The sequence below is a fragment of the Bradyrhizobium shewense genome, assembly GCF_900094605.1.
In the GTDB taxonomy this organism is placed as follows: domain Bacteria; phylum Pseudomonadota; class Alphaproteobacteria; order Rhizobiales; family Xanthobacteraceae; genus Bradyrhizobium; species Bradyrhizobium shewense.
The window spans coordinates 287403-307825 of the sequence record NZ_FMAI01000001.1 but is presented as its reverse complement, the minus strand read 5'-3'; the positions used below and the strand labels follow the sequence as shown (position 1 = coordinate 307825).

20 protein-coding genes are annotated in these 20423 nt (G+C 63.2%); 13 read left to right on the top strand and 7 right to left on the bottom strand.

The features are described from left to right. Nucleotides 1-233: 233 nt before the first annotated feature. On the top strand, nt 234-1082 hold the full coding sequence (locus GA0061098_RS01310; RefSeq protein ID WP_091952588.1) for a helix-turn-helix domain-containing protein: 849 nt from the start codon (nt 234-236) through the stop codon (nt 1080-1082). Further along, nucleotides 1079-1288 (top strand): hypothetical protein, encoded by a 210-nt coding sequence (locus tag GA0061098_RS01305; protein WP_091952586.1) that lies wholly within the window; start codon nt 1079-1081, stop codon nt 1286-1288. Before GA0061098_RS01310 ends, GA0061098_RS01305 begins: the two co-directional genes overlap by 4 nt. Before the next feature lie 93 nt (nt 1289-1381). On the opposite strand, the gene GA0061098_RS46925 is transcribed toward GA0061098_RS01305, so the two are convergent. Beyond that, nucleotides 1382-1507, bottom strand: coding sequence for a hypothetical protein (locus tag GA0061098_RS46925; protein WP_283807978.1), 126 nt, complete (start codon nt 1505-1507; stop codon nt 1382-1384). A gap of 159 nt (nt 1508-1666) precedes the next feature. Between GA0061098_RS46925 and GA0061098_RS01300 the strand changes: the two genes are divergently transcribed. Next, on the top strand, nt 1667-2122 hold the full coding sequence (locus tag GA0061098_RS01300; RefSeq protein ID WP_091952584.1) for a potassium channel family protein: 456 nt from the start codon (nt 1667-1669) through the stop codon (nt 2120-2122). 61 nt (nt 2123-2183) lie between these two features. Here GA0061098_RS01300 and GA0061098_RS01295 read toward each other — a convergent pair whose 3' ends face one another. Beyond that, nucleotides 2184-2867: a helix-turn-helix domain-containing protein gene (locus GA0061098_RS01295; protein ID WP_091952582.1), complete on the bottom strand. Its 684-nt coding sequence runs from the start codon at nt 2865-2867 to the stop codon at nt 2184-2186. Between the two features lie 309 nt (nt 2868-3176). Here GA0061098_RS01295 and GA0061098_RS01290 point away from each other — a divergent pair, with 309 nt between their 5' ends. Both GA0061098_RS01290 and GA0061098_RS01285 read left to right on the top strand, forming a co-directional pair. Then, the gene (locus tag GA0061098_RS01290) at nt 3177-3800 is read left to right on the top strand and encodes a response regulator transcription factor (protein WP_165637088.1); all 624 of its coding nucleotides are present in this window, start codon (nt 3177-3179) and stop codon (nt 3798-3800) included. A 195-nt stretch (nt 3801-3995) separates the two neighbouring features. Beyond that, nucleotides 3996-4364, top strand: coding sequence for a response regulator (locus tag GA0061098_RS01285; protein WP_283807977.1), 369 nt, complete (start codon nt 3996-3998; stop codon nt 4362-4364). 16 nt (nt 4365-4380) lie between these two features. Here GA0061098_RS01285 and GA0061098_RS01280 read toward each other — a convergent pair whose 3' ends face one another. The 3 genes from GA0061098_RS01280 to GA0061098_RS01270 are packed head-to-tail and all read right to left on the bottom strand — an operon-like array spanning nt 4381 to nt 7577. Beyond that, nucleotides 4381-4965: an invasion associated locus B family protein gene (locus GA0061098_RS01280; protein WP_091952576.1), complete on the bottom strand. Its 585-nt coding sequence runs from the start codon at nt 4963-4965 to the stop codon at nt 4381-4383. Between the two features lie 23 nt (nt 4966-4988). After that, entirely contained in the window at nt 4989-5879 is an 891-nt protein-coding gene (locus GA0061098_RS01275; RefSeq protein ID WP_430649251.1) for an alpha/beta hydrolase family protein, read from the bottom strand. Between the two features lie 9 nt (nt 5880-5888). Then, complete coding sequence (locus tag GA0061098_RS01270) at nt 5889-7577, bottom strand: aspartate:alanine exchanger family transporter (protein WP_091952574.1); 1689 nt, start codon at nt 7575-7577, stop codon at nt 5889-5891. A 136-nt stretch (nt 7578-7713) separates the two neighbouring features. On the opposite strand from GA0061098_RS01270, the gene GA0061098_RS01265 reads away from it, so the two are divergent. From GA0061098_RS01265 to GA0061098_RS01245, 5 genes are all read left to right on the top strand, one after another. Continuing rightward, the gene (locus tag GA0061098_RS01265; RefSeq protein WP_091953867.1) at nt 7714-8394 is read left to right on the top strand and encodes a YoaK family protein; all 681 of its coding nucleotides are present in this window, start codon (nt 7714-7716) and stop codon (nt 8392-8394) included. Next, nucleotides 8391-10094 carry a SulP family inorganic anion transporter gene (locus GA0061098_RS01260; RefSeq protein WP_091952573.1) on the top strand — a complete coding sequence of 568 codons (1704 nt, stop codon included), beginning with the start codon at nt 8391-8393 and terminating at the stop codon, nt 10092-10094. Before GA0061098_RS01265 ends, GA0061098_RS01260 begins: the two co-directional genes overlap by 4 nt. Before the next feature lie 182 nt (nt 10095-10276). Beyond that, nucleotides 10277-13030 carry a decarboxylase gene (locus GA0061098_RS01255; protein ID WP_091952572.1) on the top strand — a complete coding sequence of 918 codons (2754 nt, stop codon included), beginning with the start codon at nt 10277-10279 and terminating at the stop codon, nt 13028-13030. A gap of 12 nt (nt 13031-13042) precedes the next feature. Beyond that, entirely contained in the window at nt 13043-14743 is a 1701-nt protein-coding gene (locus tag GA0061098_RS01250; protein ID WP_091952571.1) for an aspartate:alanine exchanger family transporter, read from the top strand. A gap of 20 nt (nt 14744-14763) precedes the next feature. Next, complete coding sequence (locus GA0061098_RS01245; RefSeq protein ID WP_091953865.1) at nt 14764-15198, top strand: hypothetical protein; 435 nt, start codon at nt 14764-14766, stop codon at nt 15196-15198. A 62-nt stretch (nt 15199-15260) separates the two neighbouring features. On the opposite strand, the gene ppk2 is transcribed toward GA0061098_RS01245, so the two are convergent. Together ppk2 and GA0061098_RS01235 are read right to left on the bottom strand one after the other, a co-directional pair. Further along, nucleotides 15261-16061, bottom strand: a complete 801-nt coding sequence (ppk2, locus tag GA0061098_RS01240; RefSeq protein ID WP_091952570.1) for a polyphosphate kinase 2 — start codon at nt 16059-16061, stop codon at nt 15261-15263. Between the two features lie 40 nt (nt 16062-16101). Continuing rightward, nucleotides 16102-16554 (bottom strand): hypothetical protein, encoded by a 453-nt coding sequence (locus tag GA0061098_RS01235; protein ID WP_091952569.1) that lies wholly within the window; start codon nt 16552-16554, stop codon nt 16102-16104. Nucleotides 16555-16717: 163 nt separating this feature from the next. On the opposite strand from GA0061098_RS01235, the gene GA0061098_RS01230 reads away from it, so the two are divergent. The 3 genes from GA0061098_RS01230 (at nt 16718) to GA0061098_RS01220 (ending at nt 20343) form a co-directional block, all read left to right on the top strand. After that, nucleotides 16718-17134, top strand: coding sequence for a hypothetical protein (locus tag GA0061098_RS01230; RefSeq protein WP_049814962.1), 417 nt, complete (start codon nt 16718-16720; stop codon nt 17132-17134). Beyond that, nucleotides 17127-18359, top strand: a complete 1233-nt coding sequence (locus GA0061098_RS01225; protein ID WP_091952568.1) for an HlyD family secretion protein — start codon at nt 17127-17129, stop codon at nt 18357-18359. The genes GA0061098_RS01230 and GA0061098_RS01225 overlap by 8 nt, the downstream gene beginning before the upstream one ends. A 91-nt stretch (nt 18360-18450) precedes the next feature. Further along, entirely contained in the window at nt 18451-20343 is a 1893-nt protein-coding gene (locus GA0061098_RS01220; protein WP_091952566.1) for a sensor histidine kinase, read from the top strand. Nucleotides 20344-20423 lie beyond the last annotated feature (80 nt).

The following is a 20423-nucleotide window of genomic DNA, read 5'->3' as shown; positions in this document are numbered from 1 at the left end:
ACTTACCGCAGGTGGACCCGATCGCCCATCAGCGGCGATTCGGCGTCGCGGCGAGGCCGCGCGGGACGGCTGTGTTGCGATCATACCTAGGTATGACTCGATCAACCCGAGAATCTATCGATGCACCCCCGCGTAGAATGGAGCGCGTGGACCGGCGAATTATTCTTCGCTCATGACATTCGGACAGGCCGGTGCGGCCCTGCCGGATCGAAATGGGACAAGGAGATTCGACGATGTCGCTGCAGATGTCACACCAGCAAGCCGCCAAGGATCATATCGTTCGCGCGATCGACGTCTCGGCAATCGATCGTCGTCGGCTCGCCCCGTCGGGGCATGTCGAGTGGTTCGACGACGACGGAACGACGCTGTCTCTCGTTCATCTGGACGTGGCCCTGGCGGTTGAGGCATCTGCGGGCGATATCGAGCGATCCGCCGATCGCGTGCCCAGCTTCAGGGTCTCCGCCAAGCGTCTTGCGAGTGTATCGGACGGGAGCGAAGAGACCTCAGCGGATTTTACGGACCCCGTCATGCGGCGTCTCTCTGACGCGCTCGCGGCGACCGAAGCCACGCATGACGCTCATTCCGCCATCCTGGCGGATGCGTTGCGGCTGGCGATCCTCACCCGCAAGTTCAGCCGCCAGGCGCGTGACGAGCGGGCCGCGCTCGATCCCGTCGCCGGTGAGTGCGGGGATCATGCCAGCCGGACCGTACGGTCGCTGCAAAAATGGCGTCTCAGGCGTGTCATGCAATATGTCGAGGAGAATTTGAATGTGAGGATCACGCTGCAGGAGCTGGCGACGGTCGCCGGCCTCAGCAGGATGCATTTCGCCGCGCAGTTCCGCGCAGCTGTCGGCGTTCGGCCTCACGAATATCTTCTGAAGCGCCGCATTGCGCGCGCTCAGGAACTGCTCGCGCAGGCCGACGCATCTCTCGTCGACGTCGCCCTGACGGTCGGCTTCCAGACGCAGGCGCACTTCACCACGGTGTTCAAGCGCTTCACCGGCGATACGCCTCATCAATGGAGGAGCGCCCATCTTGCGCAGCTTGCGCCGCTACCGCGCGCGGGAGCCAACAGGTCATGACCATCATCGGAATTGAGGCTCTGGTGCTACCGCTGGCGGGCATCCATTCGGTGCTGACGCACCAGGAGCTGATGGGGACGGTCGAGTTCGTCCGCGCTCTCGGCAGCTCGTATCGCCTGGCAGCGTCAGAACCGGGGGCGAGTCTCTTCTATAGCCGCTTCGCCTTCGACTTCTGCAGGATCGTCGCGGCTTGCGTCACGCGATAGGCGGAGCAGGGTTCAGCCGGCCGATCGAACAATCGGCGATAAGAACCTGAACGAGTGCGCAGACCCGACATCGGGTCTGCTTCAAGACGGCAGTCAACGCACGTGTTCGATATGAGCCCGGATCGCCTGTCGCTCTGCATCGATCCAGCCATGCTGGCGCGCCTTGGCGATCTCGCGGGCGGCGTTGAAGCAGCATTGACCTAGATCAACCGCCGCCATGGCCGATCGGCGCGAGTGTCGTGTGCTCGCCACGTGAAGTTCCAGGCCTTCGCCGTGGCGAGGGGAAACCGCGGCGGCGGCACGTCGACAAGCTGACCTTTGGCATCGTTTGGCGGGGGCGTAGGACGTCCTGGGGTGAATTGAGGGCGGTGGGTCGCCATGATGCTACAGTTTCTCGCCGGCACGCTGGTCAGCGTGATCAATATCGGGCTTCATGCGCTCGTGACGGTCGTCGCCGTCGGGATCGCGCGCAACGCAGGTCTGCGTCACTTCAAGCGGCCGAAATTGCACCTGATGGGCGTCATGATCGCAACCGCCGTGGTGTTGAAGGTCGCGCACATGCTGGAAGTCCTGGTGTGGGCCGCGGCCTACGGCATCGTCCAGGCTGCCGCCGCCGACACCGACCTGCTCTACTTTGCTTTCGTCAACTATACCACGCTCGGTTATGGCGACATCACGCCGGTACGCGAATGGCGGCTGATCGGCCCGTTCACCGCCATGAATGGCGTGCTGCTGTTCGGCTGGTCCGCCGCCATTCTTTTCGAGGTGTTGCGCAAGACGCTCGAGCATCTTGGGCTGACTGAAGCGCCTGGCCCAGTTTCACGCCCGCCATGAATGCGGCTGCGGCGAACGGCGCCCCGGATCATTGGTCAACCGCGATCGACGTTTCGCCAGTTCAAGGATGCAGATCGAGGCTGGCGAGCTGGTTCCGGTCGAGCAAGACGATCTGTCGTTGGGTGTTGCCGATAAAGCCGAGGATGCCGAGTTCGTGCAGGCGCGACAGAGCGCGCGAGACGGTCTCCAGCGTCAGGCCGAGATAGTCGGCAATATCGCGTCGCGACATCGGGAGCGCGATGACGCCCGCCGCCGTCAGCCGCTTGTCCATTTCGAGCAGGAACGCCGCGACCCGCTCCAGCGAGGTCTTGCGGCCGAGCAACAGCATGTGGTCTTCCGCATGCTGGAGGTTGTTCGTGGTCATGCTGAGCAGGTTTCTGGCTACCATGGCATCGCTCTCGGCCACCGTTTCAAGACTTTGTCGCTTGATCAGGCGCACCGTGGTGTCGACGACCGCTTCCGTCGTAAATCGATGCTCCCCGCCGTTCTCGAGCCCAAAGATGTCGCCAATGAGGTGGAATGCGCCGATCTGCCGGCGACCATCCGACAACAGCTTGTAGCTTCGCACCGCGCCCGCCTTGACCTGATAGACATATTCGGCGGGCTCTTTCTCGCCGTAAATCTCGGTGCCTTTTCTGTACGAAAATTCGCTTAAACTGACGAGCGCATTTGAATCGCTGGTCATGCCGAGGTCACGGAGGGAATTGGGACGCAGTGCGGAATCGGTTGTGATGCGAACAAACATTGGCCAAGTCCTCAGCTCATCGCCGAATTTGGTCCGTCCGACGAAGTATTTCCGCTGCTGGGAATGCGCCGCGCTGTTCCGCTCCCGCCGGGTTGATTTACGCCCAAGGCAGTATTTCAATCCATTGTCCCTAGGTTCATTGTACCAAGGGACAGCTCCGGGCGCTTGGTGCGCAGAATGAGAAAGCGTTGCCGCTGCGGGGATTTGGCTCATTGCAAGCAGATATTTCGGTTCTCAAACTGTTGAAGCTGACTTTGTCGAGCGAGGGGACGTCAATGGTCCTCGCTGGAACTGGGCGAGAGGTTGAAGGTGTCGGGTCTCGTTCACGTGGTTGATGACGACGAGTCCTTTCGGACCGCGATCGCACGGCGTCTGAAGCTCGCGGGCTATGAGGTCGCGACCTATGCGTCGGCACTGGAGTTGGAGAAGACCGCGCTGGATCCCGAGCAGGCCGGATGCATTTTGCTCGACGTGCGCATACCAGGATTGAGCGGCCCCGATTTGCAGGCGCGATTGATCGCGTCCGGCTCGACGCTGCCGATCATCTTCCTGACGGGGTATGCAGACACGCCGACCACCGTGAGGGCGATCAAGGCGGGTGCGGAAGACTTCCTGACCAAGCCGATATCCTCCGAGCAGTTGATCGATGCGATCGAGCGCGCTCTGGCGGGTCAGCGGACGGCGCGCGTTCAGCGCAGCAAGCTGGATAGTTTTCGGACTCATCTGGCCACGCTGACTCAACGCGAGCGACAGGTGTTCAATCTCATCGTGCGCGGCCGGATCAACAAGCAGATTGCGCATGAACTCGGGACGACCGAACGCACCGTGAAAGCACACCGCCATCAGGTAATGGAGAAGATGCAGGTGCATTCGCTTGCGGAACTCGTTTCGATCGCGGAACGGCTCGGAATGCTCGGTACGAACGAGGATTAGCTGCTTCGTCGCCGCAAGCCCGGTTCCCACGGTGTAGTTACCCCAAAGGACAATATCGAGGCGTGTTGACAGTGCACGGCGAGGCGTGCGCAATGATGCACAGGCGCCGGGTCGGCAACGCAAAGCAAGCGTTTGCAATATCCCACCGCCGTCACAGCGCTCGCAGTTCGTCCATCTCCCGAAAGGCAGATCGCTTTGCCGCTATGCCCGTCCGTTTTTGTCGTCGATGACGATCAGTCCATGCGGACCAGCCTGAGCAGGTTGCTGCGTGGGCACGGTTTCGACGCCACGCTGTTCGACTCCGCTAGGGCCTTGCTCCAGCACGGCCGATTCTACACCGCGATCTGCATCGTCCTCGACATCGATCTTGGTGGAAAATCCGGCATCGACGTCCGGCGAAGACTGGCTGAGCAGGGCGTCACCGCACCGGTAATCTACATTACCGGCAACGACAGCCCCGCGAACCGCGCTGCGGCGCTTGGGTCCGGCTGCATCGCCTATCTGATCAAGCCCTTTACGGGCAAGTCACTGATCGAGTCCGTCGAACGCGCCGGCACCTCGTAAGATCGACTCCGGTCCGTTATTCGTCGATCTGCTGCTCGAGCGTCCTGGCTGGCGTTCCCTTGTGGACTGAGGCGAATTGCGCCAGCGGTATCGAAGTCGTCATGGCAAGGAGGTTCGAATCGACGAGTTCGAGCGTCAGGGTCTTGCCGGATTCCATCTCCCTGATGATCTTCGGCGCCGCCACATCGGCAGCGATGCACAGATTGGTGAGACACCAAGTATAGGGCAGGCGGAAGGGCGCGCCCTGGTCGACGCTCAACTTGGGTGCATGTTGCAGGTACATGCCGACAGGCACGAAAAGTTGCAGCCGGGCCGTGGCGGCGTCTTCGCGCTCGATCAGATCGACGCGCACCGCCGTCTGTCCGGTCGCGAATTGGCCGGTGATCGAGGTCCGGCACAGTGTGGGCGCGCCTCCCGCCTTGAAGCAGAGCTTCTGCCAACCTCCGTAGCTGATGTCCTTGGCTTCACGCTGACCACGTGTGGCAACTTCGGGCGGCGTCTCGGCCTGGGCGCCCTTCGGTGCGGCATGGCCGGGCGCCGCGTTGGCGCCGGCGATGGCGATAAGCAGGAGACTCGCAAGGCAGTCACGGGCATGGGGCATGATCTCACCTACGGATCTGGCATCTATTTCAGCGCGTCGAGGAACGTCGTTACCAATGGCGACCAGAGCGGGATGGCATCCCTCGAGCCGATGAAGAAATGCCCCTCATTGCCGAACGGCGGCATCAGGTGATACTCGGCCCGGCCGCCGGCGGCGGTGAAAGCCGTATGCATGCGCTTCGACAGGTCGGGGCCGAAGAACGTGTCGTTCTCGATATAGATCCACAGCATCGGCACACGCGACGTGCGGCCGAAATCCGCGGTGGCCTCAACCAGCCTGTCGGGGGCGCAGTTGTTGTTTGGCTTGCCGCCGACGCGTCCACCACGACCCGCAGCGAAGGTGATGATGGCCTTCACCTGCGGCGGGTTCATGCTCGACAAGGCGATCGAGGCCCAGCCACCGGCGGACTGCCCGATCACGATCACGTCCTTGGGGATGATGCGCTTCTCGGCGGCCAGATAATCGATGATATCGAGGTCGACCTTGGCGACCGCGAGCCCGGCGTCATGGAAATTGGGATTGCTGCACTTGCCAATCTTGGAAAAGAACGGTCCGTAGACCGCGCGATGGGGAATGTCGATGGCGGTTGCGCCATAGCCGGAACCGACCGGCGCTACCACGAGGTAGCCGCGCCTTGCGAACCATTGGGCGGCGTCGCGGAATTCGACCAGTGGAAAGAAGCTGCGGTCGGTCGGGTTGAGCGAGACGCCGTGATTCATGATCACGAGCGGGAAGGGGCCGTCGCCGACGGGACGCACCAGATAGGCGAACATCGGAAGCGGTAGCGGCAGCGCCCAGATCTCTTCCTGGATGCGGACGTCATCCGCCGCGCGCGCGGCCGCGGCGAAAGCGGCCCACGCGAACAATATGGCCGCAAAACATCCGAGCACCGATCTGGCCGGTCGCCGCATCATGGGTCTCCGTCATCCGCTGTAGGTTGCCGCTACGATGATCGGCCCTAGCACGGTGAGCACCACGTTTCCGACCGCATAGGGCACGGCGACGCCGAGGACCGGGGTCTGGCTCTCGGCCACCTCGCACGCGCCGGTCACCGCGGCATCGACGGTCATGGCGCCGGCCAATGCGCCGCAGGTCACGACCGGGTTCATGCGCAGCACATAGAAGGCAAACAGCGTCGCGACGATCAGCGGCACGAGCGTGATGACGAGCCCCATGCCGACCAGAAGCAGCCCGTGGGCCTGGATCGCGGCCCAGGCCGCGGCGCCGTTGCCGAGCCCGATCGCCGCGATGAAGCCGCCGAGTCCGAGATCGCTCAGGGTCTGTTGCGCCGCCGGCGGCAATGCGCCCATGGTCGGCTTGCGCGACCGCAGCCAGCCGCAGACGAGGCCCGCGATCAGCGCGCCGCCGCCACCGCCGAGCGTTAGCGCGACGCCGCCGATCCTGAAGCTGACGAGCCCGGCGAGCAGGCCAGCCGCAATGCCGGCGGCAAGAAAGGCAATGTCGGCGCGATCACCCGATCGCAGGATCTGGCCGATGGCCTTTGCTGCACGTTCGATATTGCGTGTGCTGCCGACCAGCGTCATGACGTCGCCGACATAGATCCGTGTGTCCGCGCTCAAGGGAACCTCGCGGCCCATGCGGGTGAGCGCGCGTAGAAAAACGCCCCGGGCGTCGGTGCCGACACGCGTCGCGATCTCCTGGATCGAGCGGCCATGGAGATGGCGATTGTCTACGAGCACCTCCAGCACGTTGCCCGGGACGGCCTTCAAGATTTCGTCGGCGTCGATCTCGGTGCCGATGATCGGCTTGGCGGCGACGATGACCGCAGTGCGGCCGGCGATGACGATGTCGTCGCCGGCCTCGAGCACCGTCTCTAAATGTGGCTCGACGTCCGCGCCTTGGCGCACGATGCGCTCGACGACCGTGCGGCTTCCGATTTCCTCCTCGATCGACTTGACGGTGCGCCCGGCGCCCGCGGTCACGCGATAGGCGCGGGCCTGGAACTTGCGATAAGAGAGGTTATCGGTCTTCGGCGGATCGCCACCGGCGAGTTCCGCCTCGAGCTTCTTTGCCTCAGCCTTCAGGTCGATCCGCATCAACTTCGGCGCGACGAAGGGGACGAACAGCAGCGTCAGGATATAGCCGAGCACGTAGGTCACGGCGTAGCCCGCCGCGATGTTCGCCTCCTGCTGGCTCAGCACATCCTTGGGCAGGCCGAGCTGGGCCAATGCGCCTGAGGCGGTGCCGATGACCGACGATTGCGTCAAGGCACCGGCCGCAATCCCCGAAGCGGTGCCGGGATCAAGCCGGAAGCCGTGGGCAAACAACAGGACGACGACCAGACCGGTGCCGCCCAGCACCAGCGCCATGGCAACCTGCGCGAGCGTGCGGACACTCAAGGAGGCGAAGAACTCGGGCCCGGACCGGTAGCCGATCGTGAACACGAACAGGCTGAACAGGATCACGCGGAGCAGCGGCGGAAACGCAAAGTTGCCGAGCTGTCCGAGCAGCACGGAAACGATCAGGATGCAGGCCGTGGTCCCGACGGCAAAGCCGCGGATCCGGACTCGGCCCAGGATCGTGCCGATGGCAACGGCCAGCAGCAGAAAGATTTCCGGAGCGGTGGAGATGATCCACCTGACGGTATCCATGTCGCATCTCCCCCGGCGCTTTGCCGTGATCTCAGTCGGGAAATCGCGGGCATTGCTTGATCCAGATCAAGCCCTGCGAGCGGCAAGGCACCGCCTATCGGATGATGCGGAATTCGCGACAGTCGGCATCGTCAACATGAGCGCTCTCGACCTCGCAGCCGGCGCGATCCGCCGCGACGAAACGGTGGAGATCGTTCTGCTGCTCGCGTTCTCGGGCGGCTATATCGACGCCTATACCTGGATCATCCACGGCGTGATGGCGAATGCCCAGACGGCCAACCTGATCTTCCTCTGGGTTTATGCGACGGCCGGCGACTGGACGAAGGCGTTTCACTTCGTGCCGCCGCTTCTCGCCTTTGCGGCCGGTATCGTGATTGCCGCATGGCTGCGCCGCGTAGCCGGCGAGCGGGCCAGCGCAATCAGTACCCTGCTCGAGATATTGCTGCTGATCGCGATCAGCATCCTGCATAACAGGATGCCGGATCTGGCTGGAACGCTCGGCATCTCGTTCGTCGCCGCGATGCAGACCGCGATTTTCACCAGGGTCGAGGGCGTTGTTTGCAGCACGGTGATGATCACGGGCAACATGCGCCAGGCGATCGAGGCTGTCTTTTTGGCCGCCGCCGGAGGCGCGCCGCTCGGTACGCTGCGCCGCTCGGGCGTTTTCTTCGCGTTGTGTGCCGTGTTCGGCTTGGGCGCCGCGGTGGGTGCCTTCGCCACCAAGGCTATTCCGGACCTCGCGCTCGGCATTCCCGTGGTCGCGCTGTTGGTGGTCTTGCTGCGCTGCGAAGCTTCGCATCAGAGGGCCGTCCAATGAGCGCGCCGTCCGAACCTGGATGGATACGGTTCTTCCCGCCGGCCGGCTGGCTTGGCTTCTACCGGCGAGAGTGGTTTTCCTCGGACGCCGTCGCCGGCGTCACGCTGGCTGCTTACGCCATCCCGGTTTCGCTCGCCTATGCCGCGCTCGCCGGCCTGCCGCCTCAGATCGGCGTTTACGGCTATATGCTCGGCGGCATCGGCTATGCGTTGCTCGGCTCGTCCCGGCAACTTGCGATCGGGCCGACGTCGGCGATCTCCCTGATGATCGCGGGCACTGTCGGTGCGCTGGCCGGAGGCGATGCGATACGCTATGCGCAGATCGCAAGCCTTGCGGCCTTTGCAGTGGCGGTGCTGTGCTTCATCGCGTGGTTGTTCAAGCTGAGCGTGCTGGTCCGCCTCGTCAGCGACAGCATCCTGGTCGGCTTCAAGGCCGGCGCCGGGCTCACCATCATCATGAGCCAGCTGCCGAGCCTGCTCGGCGTTGCCGGCGGCGGCCACAATTTCTTCGACCGCGCCATCAAGCTGGCCGGCCAGCTCGGGACCGTCAACCTGCTCGTGCTCGCCGTCGGCGCGGTCGCGCTGCTGCTCCTACTGTTCGGCGAACGGCTGCTGCCGGGCAAACCGGTCGGCATCACCATCGTCGCGCTCGCGATCGGGACGGCGACGCTCCTTGGCCTGCCGGCGCTCGGCGTGCCCGTCACCGGGAAGATACCGGAAGGGCTGCCGGCCCTGGGCATTCCGACGCTCGGCCTGCTGGACTTCGACGATCTCTTCCCGCTCGCCGCAGGGTGTATCCTGCTGGCCTATATCGAGGGCGTTTCGGCCGCTCGCAGCTTCGCCGCCAAGCACGGCTATCCCCTCGATGTCCGGCAGGAGTTCCTGGGGTTGGGGGCCGCGAACCTCGTCGTCGCCTTCGGCCATGGCTATCCGGTTGCCGGCGGGCTGTCGCAATCAGCCGTCAATGACAGCGCCGGCGCACGGACGCCGCTCGCTTTGGTGATCTGCTCGGTGACGCTCGGGCTGTGCCTTCTGTTCTTCACGGGACTCTTGACCAACCTGCCCAAGGCCGTGCTTGCAGCTATCGTCTTTGCCGCCGTCTACAAGCTCGTCGACGTCCGCGCGCTGGTGCGGATGTGGCAGGTCAGCCGGATCGATTTCTACGCCGCAACGATTGCGTTGGTCTCCGTGCTATTGCTCGGAATCCTGCAAGGCGTGCTGCTGGCGTCGATCGCTTCGATCCTTTTGCTGCTGGCCCGGGCCTCGCGGCCAAACATCGCGTTCCTCGGCCGCTTGCCCGGCAGCGGCCGTTATTCGGACAGTTCAAGGCACGCGGACGTCGAGCCCTTGATCGGCGCCATTGCGTTCCGGCCCGAAGCCTCGCTGCTCTACATCAACGCCGAGACGATCCTCGATACCGTCCTGATCGCGCTCCGGCGCGCTCCCGAGATCCGGCTGGTGGTCTGCGATCTCTCGGCCTCACCTTATATCGACCTCGCTGGCGCGCGCATGCTGCACGATCTCTACGACGAGCTCGCCGCGCGAAAGATCATGTTCTCCATCGTCGGCGCGCACGCGCAGCTCCGCGACCTCTTGCGCGCGGAAGGGCTGGCGGAGAGGACGGACAGCGGCCAGTGGCTGCGATCGCTCGACAGCGTTCTCGGCGACGAGCAGGCCGTGACGGCGCAGCGGACGGCCTGAGCGGGCGTGTTGCAATGCGAATGACCGCTGCGGCCGACGGTCTCGCCAGAATGCGTCCGACCGTTGACTTGGATCAATGGAGCCAGCGGCGCCGAACTCACGATCGCGCTCATCTTCGCCCAATGGGCATCAAATGACCATCGAGTGACCATCAGGGCTTCGCCGGGGATCGGGAGAGACACATGTCGAAGGACACCAAGCCAGCGCAAAAGCGCATCGATCAGTTCTTTTCCGGTCCCGGGAGCCGGGCGGACGAATGGCGCGACCTCGTGGAGGCCGCGAAGGCGTGGGCCCGTGTCGGCAATCGCACAGTCTACGATGCGGCACTGGCCGAGCTCTCGGTGACTGAGGAGTTCTACGGCTATCCCGGCCTGCAACTTATGGCGGCACTGCGGGAAGCGGCCTCCGCAGGCGATGGAGCATCGTCGCTGGCCCTTGCGACGCGGATTACCCAGGCACTGACGACGCGATCCTTCCGTCAGCATGCCGGCGACTGGAGCGCGAAGGATGACGGCAATGGCGACGCGCCCGAGCTGGTGCCACCGACATTCGGTGCGCACACGGCGCGCCGGCCCTATTTCGAAACCCTGATCGTGACCGGCGTGACATCCAGTCAGTGGCCGGCCCTCGCCGCCGAATGGCGCAAGTTGCGGCGCCCAATCGACGGCTTCATCTATGAGCCCGTCATCGTCGGCAGCCTGGAAGACGCATTCTGCGCGACCATGCTCAATCCCAATATCGCGGCCGTCATCATCAATGAAGGCTTCGGGCTGCGCTCGCGCCACAATGCACCCGTGCTGCGCTCGATCACGGCTTCGGCCGGCCTCAACGACGAGTCCGACGCCTCTGCGCTCCGGCTCGCCCAGATCATCAAGCGCGTCCGTCCCGAGCTCGACCTCTACATGATCTCGAACCGCGACGTCGAGGAGCTGGCTGGAAATCCTGAGGCCAACGTCGTTCGCCGCATCTTCTACTCCGTCGAGGAGCTCCTCGAGCTGCATCTGTCCATCCTCGAAGGCATCCAAGATCGCTACGACACCCCGTTCTTCGACAATCTGAAGAAATATGCGCAGCGTCCGATCGGCACGTTCCATGCGCTGCCGATCGCCCGCGGAAAGTCGATCTTCAAGTCCGACTGGATCCGCGATATGGGCGAATTCTACGGGCCGAACCTGTTCCTGGCCGAGAGCAGCGCCACCACGGGCGGCCTCGACAGCATGCTGGAGCCGACCGGCAACATCAAGAAGGCGCAGGAGAAAGCGGCGAGGGCGCTCGGCGCTGACCGCGTCTTCTTCGTCACCAACGGCACCTCGACATCGAACAAGATGGCGGTGCAGGCGCTGCTCGCGCCGGGCGACATCGCGATCGTCGATCGCAACTGCCACAAGTCGCATCACTACGGGATGGTTCTGGCCGGTGCGCAGCCGCTTTACGTCGAAGCCTTCCCGATGACGGAATACTCGATGTACGGCGCGGTGCCGCTGAAGACGATCAAGCAGGCGCTGCTCGGCGCCAGGGCCGATGGCCGGCTCGACCGCGTCAAGATGATCGACCTCACCAACTGCACCTTCGACGGCCACATCTACAACACCCGCCGGGTGATGGAGGAATGTCTCGCTATCAAACCGGATCTGATCTTCCTCTGGGACGAGGCCTGGTTCGGCTTCGCGCGCTTTTCGCCGTTCCTGCGCCGCCGCACCGCGATGGGAGCGGCAAACGAGATCGAGGCGTGGATGCACGACCCGAAGTCGGTCGCGGCCTATGAGAAGCAGCAGGCCGAGCTCGGCAAGAATCCGTCAGACGAGATGCTGCTCAAGACCCGGCTCATTCCCGATCCCAGGCAGATTCGCTTGCGGGTCTACCAGACCAACTCGACCCACAAGTCGATGTCGGCGATCCGGCAAGGCTCCATGCTCTCGGTCAAGGACGTCGAATTCCACACGGTCGAGCAGCAATTCAAGGAGGCCGTGTTCACACACGCTTCCACCAGCCCGAACCAGCAACTCATCGCCAGCCTCGATATCTCGCGGCGGCAGATGGAGCTGGAAGGTTACGGTCTCGTGGCCAATGCGATGGAGATCGCGCTTGCCATTCGCCAGGCGGTCAACAACAACCCGCTGATCTCGAAATATTTCCGCATCCTCGGTGCCGACGCCATGGTGCCTGCCCAGTATCGCCAGAGCGGCTTTACCGATTATCTCGCCGCGGACGTGAATTGGGTCAACACCCTCAAGAGCCTGGACGAGGACGAGTTCTGCCTCGATCCGACCCGCATGACATTGGTATGCGGCATGGCCGGTTATGACGGCACCCAGTTCAAGGGTATCCTCGCCAATGAGTACAACATCCAGGTCAACAAGACCTCGCGCAACTCGGTCCTGGTCCAGTCCAACATCAACAACACCCGCAGCGACGTCGCGCATCTCATCCGCGTCCTCGCCGAGATCGCGGGCGAGGTCGATCGCGGGTTGGCGCAGGGCGGTGCCAATGCGAGGAAGGCCTTCGAGGCACGGGTCAAGAGCCTGATGACCGACGTGCCTGATCTGCCGAACTTCTCGCATTTCCACCCGAGCTTCCGCGGGGATGCCGGCAGCAAGACCAATGAAGGCGACATTCGCAGCGGCTTTTACGCGGCCTACGACGTGGCGGGTTGCGAGCACATCCGCCTCAACGATCCCGAGATCGATCGCCGGCTCAAGTCGGGACCAGAGCTCGTTTCGGCCAATTTCGTGATCCCGTATCCGCCAGGGTTCCCGATCATGGTGCCGGGCCAAGTCATCACGCAGGAGACCATCGACTTCATGCGCAAGCTCGATGTGAAGGAGATCCATGGCTATGACGCCAAGGAAGGGCTGAAGCTCGTCCGCTCCGAAGCCTTGGCGAAGATCGGCAAGCCCAGGCCCGCCGCGACGCCGAAGTTGAAGGCGGCATCTTAGAGGGGATCGAACATGCAGGGCTTTTTCACGTTCCTGCAGCAGAATCCGTACCTGCTGCTGTTCTTCGTCGTCGGCCTCGCCGTCTATATCGGCCGGGCCAGCATCAAGGGGTATGGCCTCGGCATGGTTGCCGGCGCCATCGTGGTCGGCGCCGGCGTCTCGGTGTGGTCGTCGACCTACGGCGTGAAGCTCGAGCTGAACAATTTCGCCAAGAGTCTGTTCTACTATCTCTTCATGTATGGCGTCGGGTTGCGTGTCGGGCCGTCCTTCATCAACAGCCTGAAGGGCGACGGCCTGAAGTTCTGCATCCTGGCGGTGGTATCGAGCGTCATCGGGCTCGCGCTGGTGGTGATCGGCGCCAAGATGTTCTCGCTTCCGCCAGGCGCAGCCGGCGGCATGTTGGCGGGATCGCAGACCATGTCGGCGGCGATCGGCTCGGCCGAGCAGGCCGTCACGTCGGGCGTCGTCAAGCTGCCCGAGGGAATGAAGCCTGAGGAGGCCTCAGGCATGATCGCGCTGTCCTACGGTATCACCTACATCTGGGGCACCGTCGGCATCATCCTGATCTGCAAATATCTGCCGCGCTGGTGGGGCGTCGACGCTAAGGCCGCCGCGAAGCAGTACGAGCGGGAATTCGGCGTCAAGGATCTCGAAGGCGGCGGCCTGACCGGCTATCGTCAGTTCGGTCTGCGGGCCTACCGGCTGGAGAATCCGGCGACGGTCGGCATGAGCATCGCAAAGTTCCGCGCGATCAATCCCGAATACCGGATCGTCAATGTCGGGCGGAACGGTGAGCCGCAAGGCGCGGATGCCGACCTCGTGCTGCAGAAGGGCGACATCGTCGCCCTCGGGGGCTCGACCGAGCACCTCACCGAGAAGATGGGCCTGATCGGTCCGGAGGTCCCGGATGCCAAGACGCTCGGCATTCCCATGGACCAGGCGGACATCCTCATCACCAACAAGGAGATGGTGGGGCGCACCTTCGAGTCCTTCCGCGATACCGCGATCGCCGGCCAGCTGCAGGTTACCAAGGTCGAACGCGGTGGCGTGCAGATTCCGGCGGGTCTCAAGACCAAGCTGGAGCGGATGGACATCGTCTCGGTGGTCGGCCTGAAGTCCGCGGTCAACGAGCTCGGCGAGATGTGGGGCCGCATCGCCCGGTCCAACACCTCGACCGATCTGCTGACGCTGGCGGTCGGGATGATCATCGGCTTCCTGATCGGCAAGATCGAATTTCCGGCGTTCGGTGCCAAGATCGGCCTCGGCAACGCAGGTGGTCTGTTGCTGTCGGGTGTGATCGTGTCGTCGGTCGTGTCGCGTCTGCGCTTCTTCGGCAACACGCCGAACGCGGCGCGCAACGTGCTGGAGGATCTCGGCCTCGTGGTCTTCGTCGCCATCGTCGGCGTCAACGCAGGCGCGGGACTGCTGTCGCAGCTCACGGGTGCAGTCGCCTTGAAGATATTCCTGGTCGGCTTCATTGCCTGCACGATCCCGCCGTTCATCGTCTGGGCGATCGGCTTCCACGTCTTCAAGATCAACCCGGCCGTGCTGATGGGCGGCGTTGCCGGCGCGCGGTCGCACTCCGGCCCGTGCCGTGAGGCCGCGGTCGAGATCCAGAGCTCGGTACCCTGGATCGGATTCCCGGTCGGCTATGCCGTCTCGGGCATCTTGCTCACCGTGTTCGGCTACTTCGCAATGATCCTTGCGCAATGATCAAAAGGGGGAAGAAAGTCATGAAGATACTTGCCGTTGGCGTCGCCCTGGTTGCCTCGATTGCCGCCCTGACCGGTCTCAGCACGCCGTCGCGTGCCGAGACCGGCGAGGTCGCCGTCGTCTTCACCAAGGGCGGCTTCATCGTCGGCGTCGGGGGCGGCGAGGGCGTTCTGCTCCTCAGGGGCAAGAAATATCCCTTCACCGTCTCCGGCATGAGCGTCGGCCTCACGGTCGGGGCGTCGACGACCAAATTCGTCGGCCGGGCGCTCAATCTGAAGGGACCAGCATCCATCGAAGGCTCTTACGCCGTGGGCGGAGCGGGCGGAGCCGTGGCCGCAGGCGCCGGCGCCGTTCAGCTGCAGAACGCCAACGGCGTGATCCTTCAGCTCAGCGGTCCGAGGGTCGGCGCGGAAGTGTCGGCTGCGGTCGGCGGCGTCACGATCCGCCTGAAATAAGCAGGCACCTAAAGCAAACGGGCTGCGTCACCCCAGCCCGTGTGGCATTTCAATATCGCGCTTCAGTACCGCTCTTCGACGAATTTCAGCCCGCGCAGGCTCGCCTGATCGTTGTAGCGTCCCTTGTGGGAGCGCGGCGGCAGCTTGACCTTGTCCCGCTTGACCTTCTTGTACGGGATCGTTCTCAGGATGTGCGAGATGACGTTGAGCCGCGCCCGCCGCTTGTCGTCGGAGCGGATCAGCCGCCACGGCGCATGCTTGGTATCGGTTGCCTCGAACATCATGTCGCGTGCGCGGGAGTAATCGTACCAGCGCCCGAACGACTCGGTGTCCATCGGGCTCAGCTTCCACTGCCGAAGCGGGTCCTCGATGCGCGCCTTGAAGCGGAGCTCCTGCTCGTCCATGCCGACCTCGAGCCATAGCTTGATCAGGATGATGCCGGCGTCCACGGCGAATTTTTCGACCAGCGGACATAATTCCAGAAAACGCTTGTGCTCCGACGGCGAGCAGAAGCCCATCACATATTCGACGCCGGCGCGGTTGTACCAGCTGCGGTCAAAGATCACGATTTCGCCGCCGGCCGGGAATTGCTCGATATAGCGCTGGAGGAACAGCTGGGATTTCTGCCGGTCGGACGGCGCGGGCAGGGCGCAGACGCGGAACACCCGCGGGCTCACCTTTTCCGTCAGCGCCTTGATGGTGCCGCCCTTGCCGGCGGCATCGCGCCCTTCGAAGATGACGATCACCTTCAGCTTCTCGGCTCTCACCCATTCCTGGAGGTGACACAGCTCGACCTGGAGCTTTTCCAGCTCCTTCTCATAGTCCTTCCGCTTCATTCGCTCCGCGGGCGCATCCTTGGCCATGCAGGTCCTTTCGCTGCTGAGCTTGTCAATCGCCCCAGAACTAATCGTCCCAGGAGATGGTCACGCCGATATCGCCGGGCACGCCGCCCGGGAATTCGATGATCTGGTAGGCGATGCGATAGCCGCGCGGTTTCAGATAATCGGTCCAGAGCTGGAAGATCTCCTTGGGGATGCCGGTCAGCGTGGTCTCCCAGCCCTTTTCCATCTGGTTGATGGCGCGCCCCTTGTCGGTGCAAAGCGAGTTGGGGAAGCGATAGACCAGCACCTCCGTCAGGCCGTTTCGCACCGCACGCTGGATGATGGTCGAGGCGAGTTTGATCTTCTCCTCCTCGCTCTTGCCGGAGGGTTTGCTGAGCCGCTCGATCAGCGCGCGCTTCTCGGCTTCGACCGCGGCGGCGAGGCGGACATACTCCTCGGCCTTCTCGGCCTCCTTGAGAGCGGCTTCCTTCCGAATCTGGGCGGCGTTGGGGATGAGATCGTCTAGGCCGGGCATGGCTGGCGGCTCCTGATGGTTATCCAATCAGCATCCAGGAAACGCTAGGTCCGGCGGAGGATGTTCCCTTGATTCAAATCAAGCAAACCGCGGCCAGCCCGAGCACAATATCGCACATGCGCATTTGATCGGGAGAGACGCTTTGAGCGACCAGCTTCATCCGATGGCTCCGCACCATCTGCCGTTTTATCTGGCGCCGGGGAGCGGGACCGATACGCTGATGGTCGTGATGGGGCTGTTCCTGATCGGCACCGTGCTCTGGGTCGGTACGCTCTATTGGAAGCTGCACAGCCTGCCCGAGCGGATGGCGCACAAATCGCAAAAACTGCAGTTCGAGCTCGTCGCGGTGCTCGGCCTGATCTCGTTGTTCACGCATATGCACATCTTCTGGGTCGCAGGCCTCCTGCTCGCGTTGATCGATCTTCCCGATTTCGGCACGCCGCTCCGCAGCATCGCCGGGTCGGTCGAGAAGATTGCAGAGGCAGCGCCTGCCGCCGGTGGCGAAGAGATCCGGACAGAGGCCGCGACGCCTCCCGCACAGAAGCCGGAAGCCGCAAAGAAGGAGCACAGCCATGTTTGAGCTGATGTTCTGCTCGCTGCTGACGATCCTGCCGGACTATCTCTATCGCCGCTACGCCCAGGGCAAGCGTTTCGGCAAGGAGATCACCTTCTTCTCGGTCTGGTACGAGCTGCGCTGGGGCATTACCGGCTGTCTGATGCTGACGGTGTCGCTGATCACCATGATCTTCTACTTCCATCCTTCGACGTCATCGGCGACGCTCTATTTTCGCACCGTGCCGATCCTGCCGGAAGGCTCGGGCCGCGTTGCCGAGGTCAAGGTCGGCTTCACCGCGCCGGTGAAGAAGGGCGACGTGCTGTTCACGCTCGACGCCTCGAAGCAGCAGGCCGCGCTCGAAACCGCCAAGCGGAAGGTCGCGGAGGTCGAGGCCGCCATGCAGACGGCGCAGGCCGACGTGGTCAAGGCCGAGGCGCAAATCGGAGAAGCAAAGGCGAGCTATCAGCAGGCCAAGGATGAGCTCGAGGTCAAGACCGAGCTGCAGCGACGCAATCCCGGCATCGTTCCGCAGCGTGATATCGACAAGCTCCAGGTCTTGGTCGATCAACGTCAGTCCGGGATCGATGCCGCGACCGCCGCGAAGCAATCCGTCTCGATGCAGATCTCCATTCTGCTGCCGGCGCAGAAGGCCAGCGCGGAGGCCGCGCTCGACCAGGCCCAGGTGGATGTCGACAAGACCTTCGTCCGCGCCGGTGTCGATGGACGCGTCGAGCAATTCCTGATCCGCCCCGGCGACGTCGTCAATCAACTCATGCGGCCCGCAGGTGTTCTCATCCCGGAGGGGGCCGGCCGCAAGGCGCTCCAGGCCGGGTTCGGCCAGATCGAGGCACAGGTGATGAAGGAGGGCATGGTGGCGGAAGCGACCTGCATCTCCAGGCCATGGGTGATCATCCCCATGGTGATCACGATAGTGCAGGACTACATCGCTGCCGGACAATTCCGATCCGGGGAGCAATTGGTCGATCCGCAGAACGCCGTCCGCCCCGGCACCATCCTGGTGTTCATGGAGCCGCTTTACAAAGGTGGCCTTGATGGCGTGACACCGGGCAGCAGCTGCGTCGTCAATGCCTACACCAGCAACCACGAGGAAATCTCGGCCAAGGGGACTTCGACCAGCCGGAAGATCGCCTTGCACGTTGTCGACGGTGTCGGCCTGGTGCATGCCCTGCTCCTGCGCATTCAAGCGCTGCTGCTGCCAATCCAGACGCTGGTGTTGAGTGGGCATTGAGCTGTGACGGCGCCTCACGAGCCTGTCGCAGCGGTACAATTCTCGCTAGAATTGCTGGGACAGCAGTTGCTGGAAGCTGCAAGGATGGAGCATGAGCGGGCGCACGTCCATCTCCAAGGTCAGGCCAAAGGCCGTGGCGGCGCTATTCTGTCTTGCGCTGCTTTCCGCCGTGTGCCTGTCAACCGGGCGAGTTGGTGCAGTCGAACGGAGTCTCCGGGGGGAGCTGAAGCGCGTCCTCATATTGCATTCTTTCGGCCGTGATTTTCGGCCGTGGAGCGAGTATGCGCGCGATATCAAGGCCAAGCTCGAACGGCAATCGCCCTGGCCGCTCGACATCCAGGAGCACGCGCTGCTCACCGCGCGCTTCAATAATCCTGGTCCCGAGGCGCCCTTCGTCGACTATCTGCAATCGCTGTACCAGGGAGCGATGCCCGACATCGTGTTGAGCATCGGCGCGCCGGCGGCCCGGTTTGCGCAGAAATACCGCGGAAGATTATTCCCTGATGTGCCATTGATTCTCTCCGCGGTCGAGCATCGGCTGATCAATCGCGCCGATCTCAGCGACAACGACGTCGTCGTGGCGATCCGCAACGATTTCATGGCCGCATTCGGCAACATCCTTCAGGTTCTGCCAGACACAAAGTCGATTGCGGTCGTGATCGGTGCATCGCCGCTCGAGAAGTTCTGGGTAGAGGAGGTGAAGCGGGAACTGCAACCTTTGGGGGAAGGGATTGAGGTCGTCTGGTACTCGGACTTGTCATTCGAGGAAATCCTGAAACGCGCATCAAGGCTGCCGCCGCATACCGCGCTGTTCTGGGGACTAATGTCGGTCGATGCGGCCGGGGTCGTCCACGAGAGCGACATCGCCTTGCGCAGCCTGTACGCGGCCGCGAATGCCCCGATCTTTTCCTACCAGGAGCCGTTCTTCGGTGACGGCACCGTCGGGGGACCGATGCATATGATCGCGGAAACGAGTTCCAGGACCGTCAGTGCAGCGATTGGCATTCTCGGCGGCGCGAAACCAGCGAGCATCAGTTACGAGCCGATCGGATTCGCCGCGCCGAGATATGATTGGCGCCAGTTGCAGCGTTGGGGCATCAGCGAGAGTCGTTTGCCTCCCGGCAGCGAAATCGTGTTTCGCGAACAGAGCATCTGGGAGCGCTATCGTTGGCAGATGCTGCTGATCGCGTCCGTGATTCTGGTGCAGGCCGGCCTGATCAGCGGGATGCTGCATGAGCGCCGTCGGCGCCAGATCGCCGAAGTCGAGTCACGCCAGCGTCTGGCCGAGCTCGCTCACGCCAACCGTTATTCGGCCGTTGGTGAGTTGACCACGTCGATCGCCCATGAACTGAACCAGCCTCTCGGCTCCATCCTGACCAACGCCGAGACTGCGGAGCTGATGCTGAGGGCCGCTTCGCCCGACATCGACGAGATCCGGCAGATCCTCGCGGACATCAGGCGCGACGATCAGCGGGCGAGCGAAGTCATTCGCAGGCTACGCAGTATTCTGAAAAAGACGCCGTTCGAGATCAAGAACATCGAGCTCAACGATATGGTCCGCGAAGCGATCGGCCTTGTGCGGGCCGTCGCCGATGGACGCCGGATCACATTGATCTACACGCCTGTCCTGGCGGACCTGCATGTCAGAGGCGATCCGATCCAGCTTCAGCAGGTCGTTCTCAACCTGATCATCAACGCGATGGATGCGATCTTCGACGCAGATCCCGGAAAACGCCAAGTCAGCGTCTCGACCCTGCGCGTCGGCAACGTAGCGGAGATCCGGGTCTCCGATACTGGTCCCGGGATTGCCGCCTCCGACCTCGCGGACGTGTTCAATCCGTTCTTCACGACCAAGCCACAGGGCATGGGCATGGGGCTCGCGATCGCCAAAACCATCATCGAGGCCCATCACGGTACGATCGGCGCGGCGACGCAGCCTGCGGGCGGCGCGCTCTTCACGATCCGTCTTCCGATCCTTCACTGATCGGCTGGTATCTTGATCTTGATCAAGCCCGCAGGTTCGGCGAAGCCGTTTCCTTCTCGCAATTGCGCGATGACCGGGAT

Excerpts from the sequence above, each read along its gene's own strand:
- GA0061098_RS01250 (WP_091952571.1), top strand. The coding sequence starts at position 13,043 with ATGCAGGGCTTTTTCACGTTCCTGCAGCAGAATCCGTACCTGCTGCTG.
- ppk2 (WP_091952570.1), bottom strand. The coding sequence starts at position 16,061 with ATGGCCAAGGATGCGCCCGCGGAGCGAATGAAGCGGAAGGACTATGAG.
- GA0061098_RS01255 (WP_091952572.1), top strand. The coding sequence starts at position 10,277 with ATGTCGAAGGACACCAAGCCAGCGCAAAAGCGCATCGATCAGTTCTTT.
- GA0061098_RS01300 (WP_091952584.1), top strand. The coding sequence starts at position 1,667 with ATGATGCTACAGTTTCTCGCCGGCACGCTGGTCAGCGTGATCAATATC.
- GA0061098_RS01230 (WP_049814962.1), top strand. The coding sequence starts at position 16,718 with ATGGCTCCGCACCATCTGCCGTTTTATCTGGCGCCGGGGAGCGGGACC.
- GA0061098_RS01310 (WP_091952588.1), top strand. The coding sequence starts at position 234 with ATGTCGCTGCAGATGTCACACCAGCAAGCCGCCAAGGATCATATCGTT.
- GA0061098_RS01235 (WP_091952569.1), bottom strand. The coding sequence starts at position 16,554 with ATGCCCGGCCTAGACGATCTCATCCCCAACGCCGCCCAGATTCGGAAG.
- GA0061098_RS01275 (WP_430649251.1), bottom strand. The coding sequence starts at position 5,879 with ATGATGCGGCGACCGGCCAGATCGGTGCTCGGATGTTTTGCGGCCATA.
- GA0061098_RS01260 (WP_091952573.1), top strand. The coding sequence starts at position 8,391 with ATGAGCGCGCCGTCCGAACCTGGATGGATACGGTTCTTCCCGCCGGCC.
- GA0061098_RS01265 (WP_091953867.1), top strand. The coding sequence starts at position 7,714 with ATGAGCGCTCTCGACCTCGCAGCCGGCGCGATCCGCCGCGACGAAACG.
- GA0061098_RS01245 (WP_091953865.1), top strand. The coding sequence starts at position 14,764 with ATGAAGATACTTGCCGTTGGCGTCGCCCTGGTTGCCTCGATTGCCGCC.
- GA0061098_RS01280 (WP_091952576.1), bottom strand. The coding sequence starts at position 4,965 with ATGCCCCATGCCCGTGACTGCCTTGCGAGTCTCCTGCTTATCGCCATC.
- GA0061098_RS01225 (WP_091952568.1), top strand. The coding sequence starts at position 17,127 with ATGTTTGAGCTGATGTTCTGCTCGCTGCTGACGATCCTGCCGGACTAT.
- GA0061098_RS01270 (WP_091952574.1), bottom strand. The coding sequence starts at position 7,577 with ATGGATACCGTCAGGTGGATCATCTCCACCGCTCCGGAAATCTTTCTG.
- GA0061098_RS01295 (WP_091952582.1), bottom strand. The coding sequence starts at position 2,867 with ATGTTTGTTCGCATCACAACCGATTCCGCACTGCGTCCCAATTCCCTC.
- GA0061098_RS01305 (WP_091952586.1), top strand. The coding sequence starts at position 1,079 with ATGACCATCATCGGAATTGAGGCTCTGGTGCTACCGCTGGCGGGCATC.
- GA0061098_RS01220 (WP_091952566.1), top strand. The coding sequence starts at position 18,451 with ATGAGCGGGCGCACGTCCATCTCCAAGGTCAGGCCAAAGGCCGTGGCG.
- GA0061098_RS46925 (WP_283807978.1), bottom strand. The coding sequence starts at position 1,507 with ATGGCGGCGGTTGATCTAGGTCAATGCTGCTTCAACGCCGCCCGCGAG.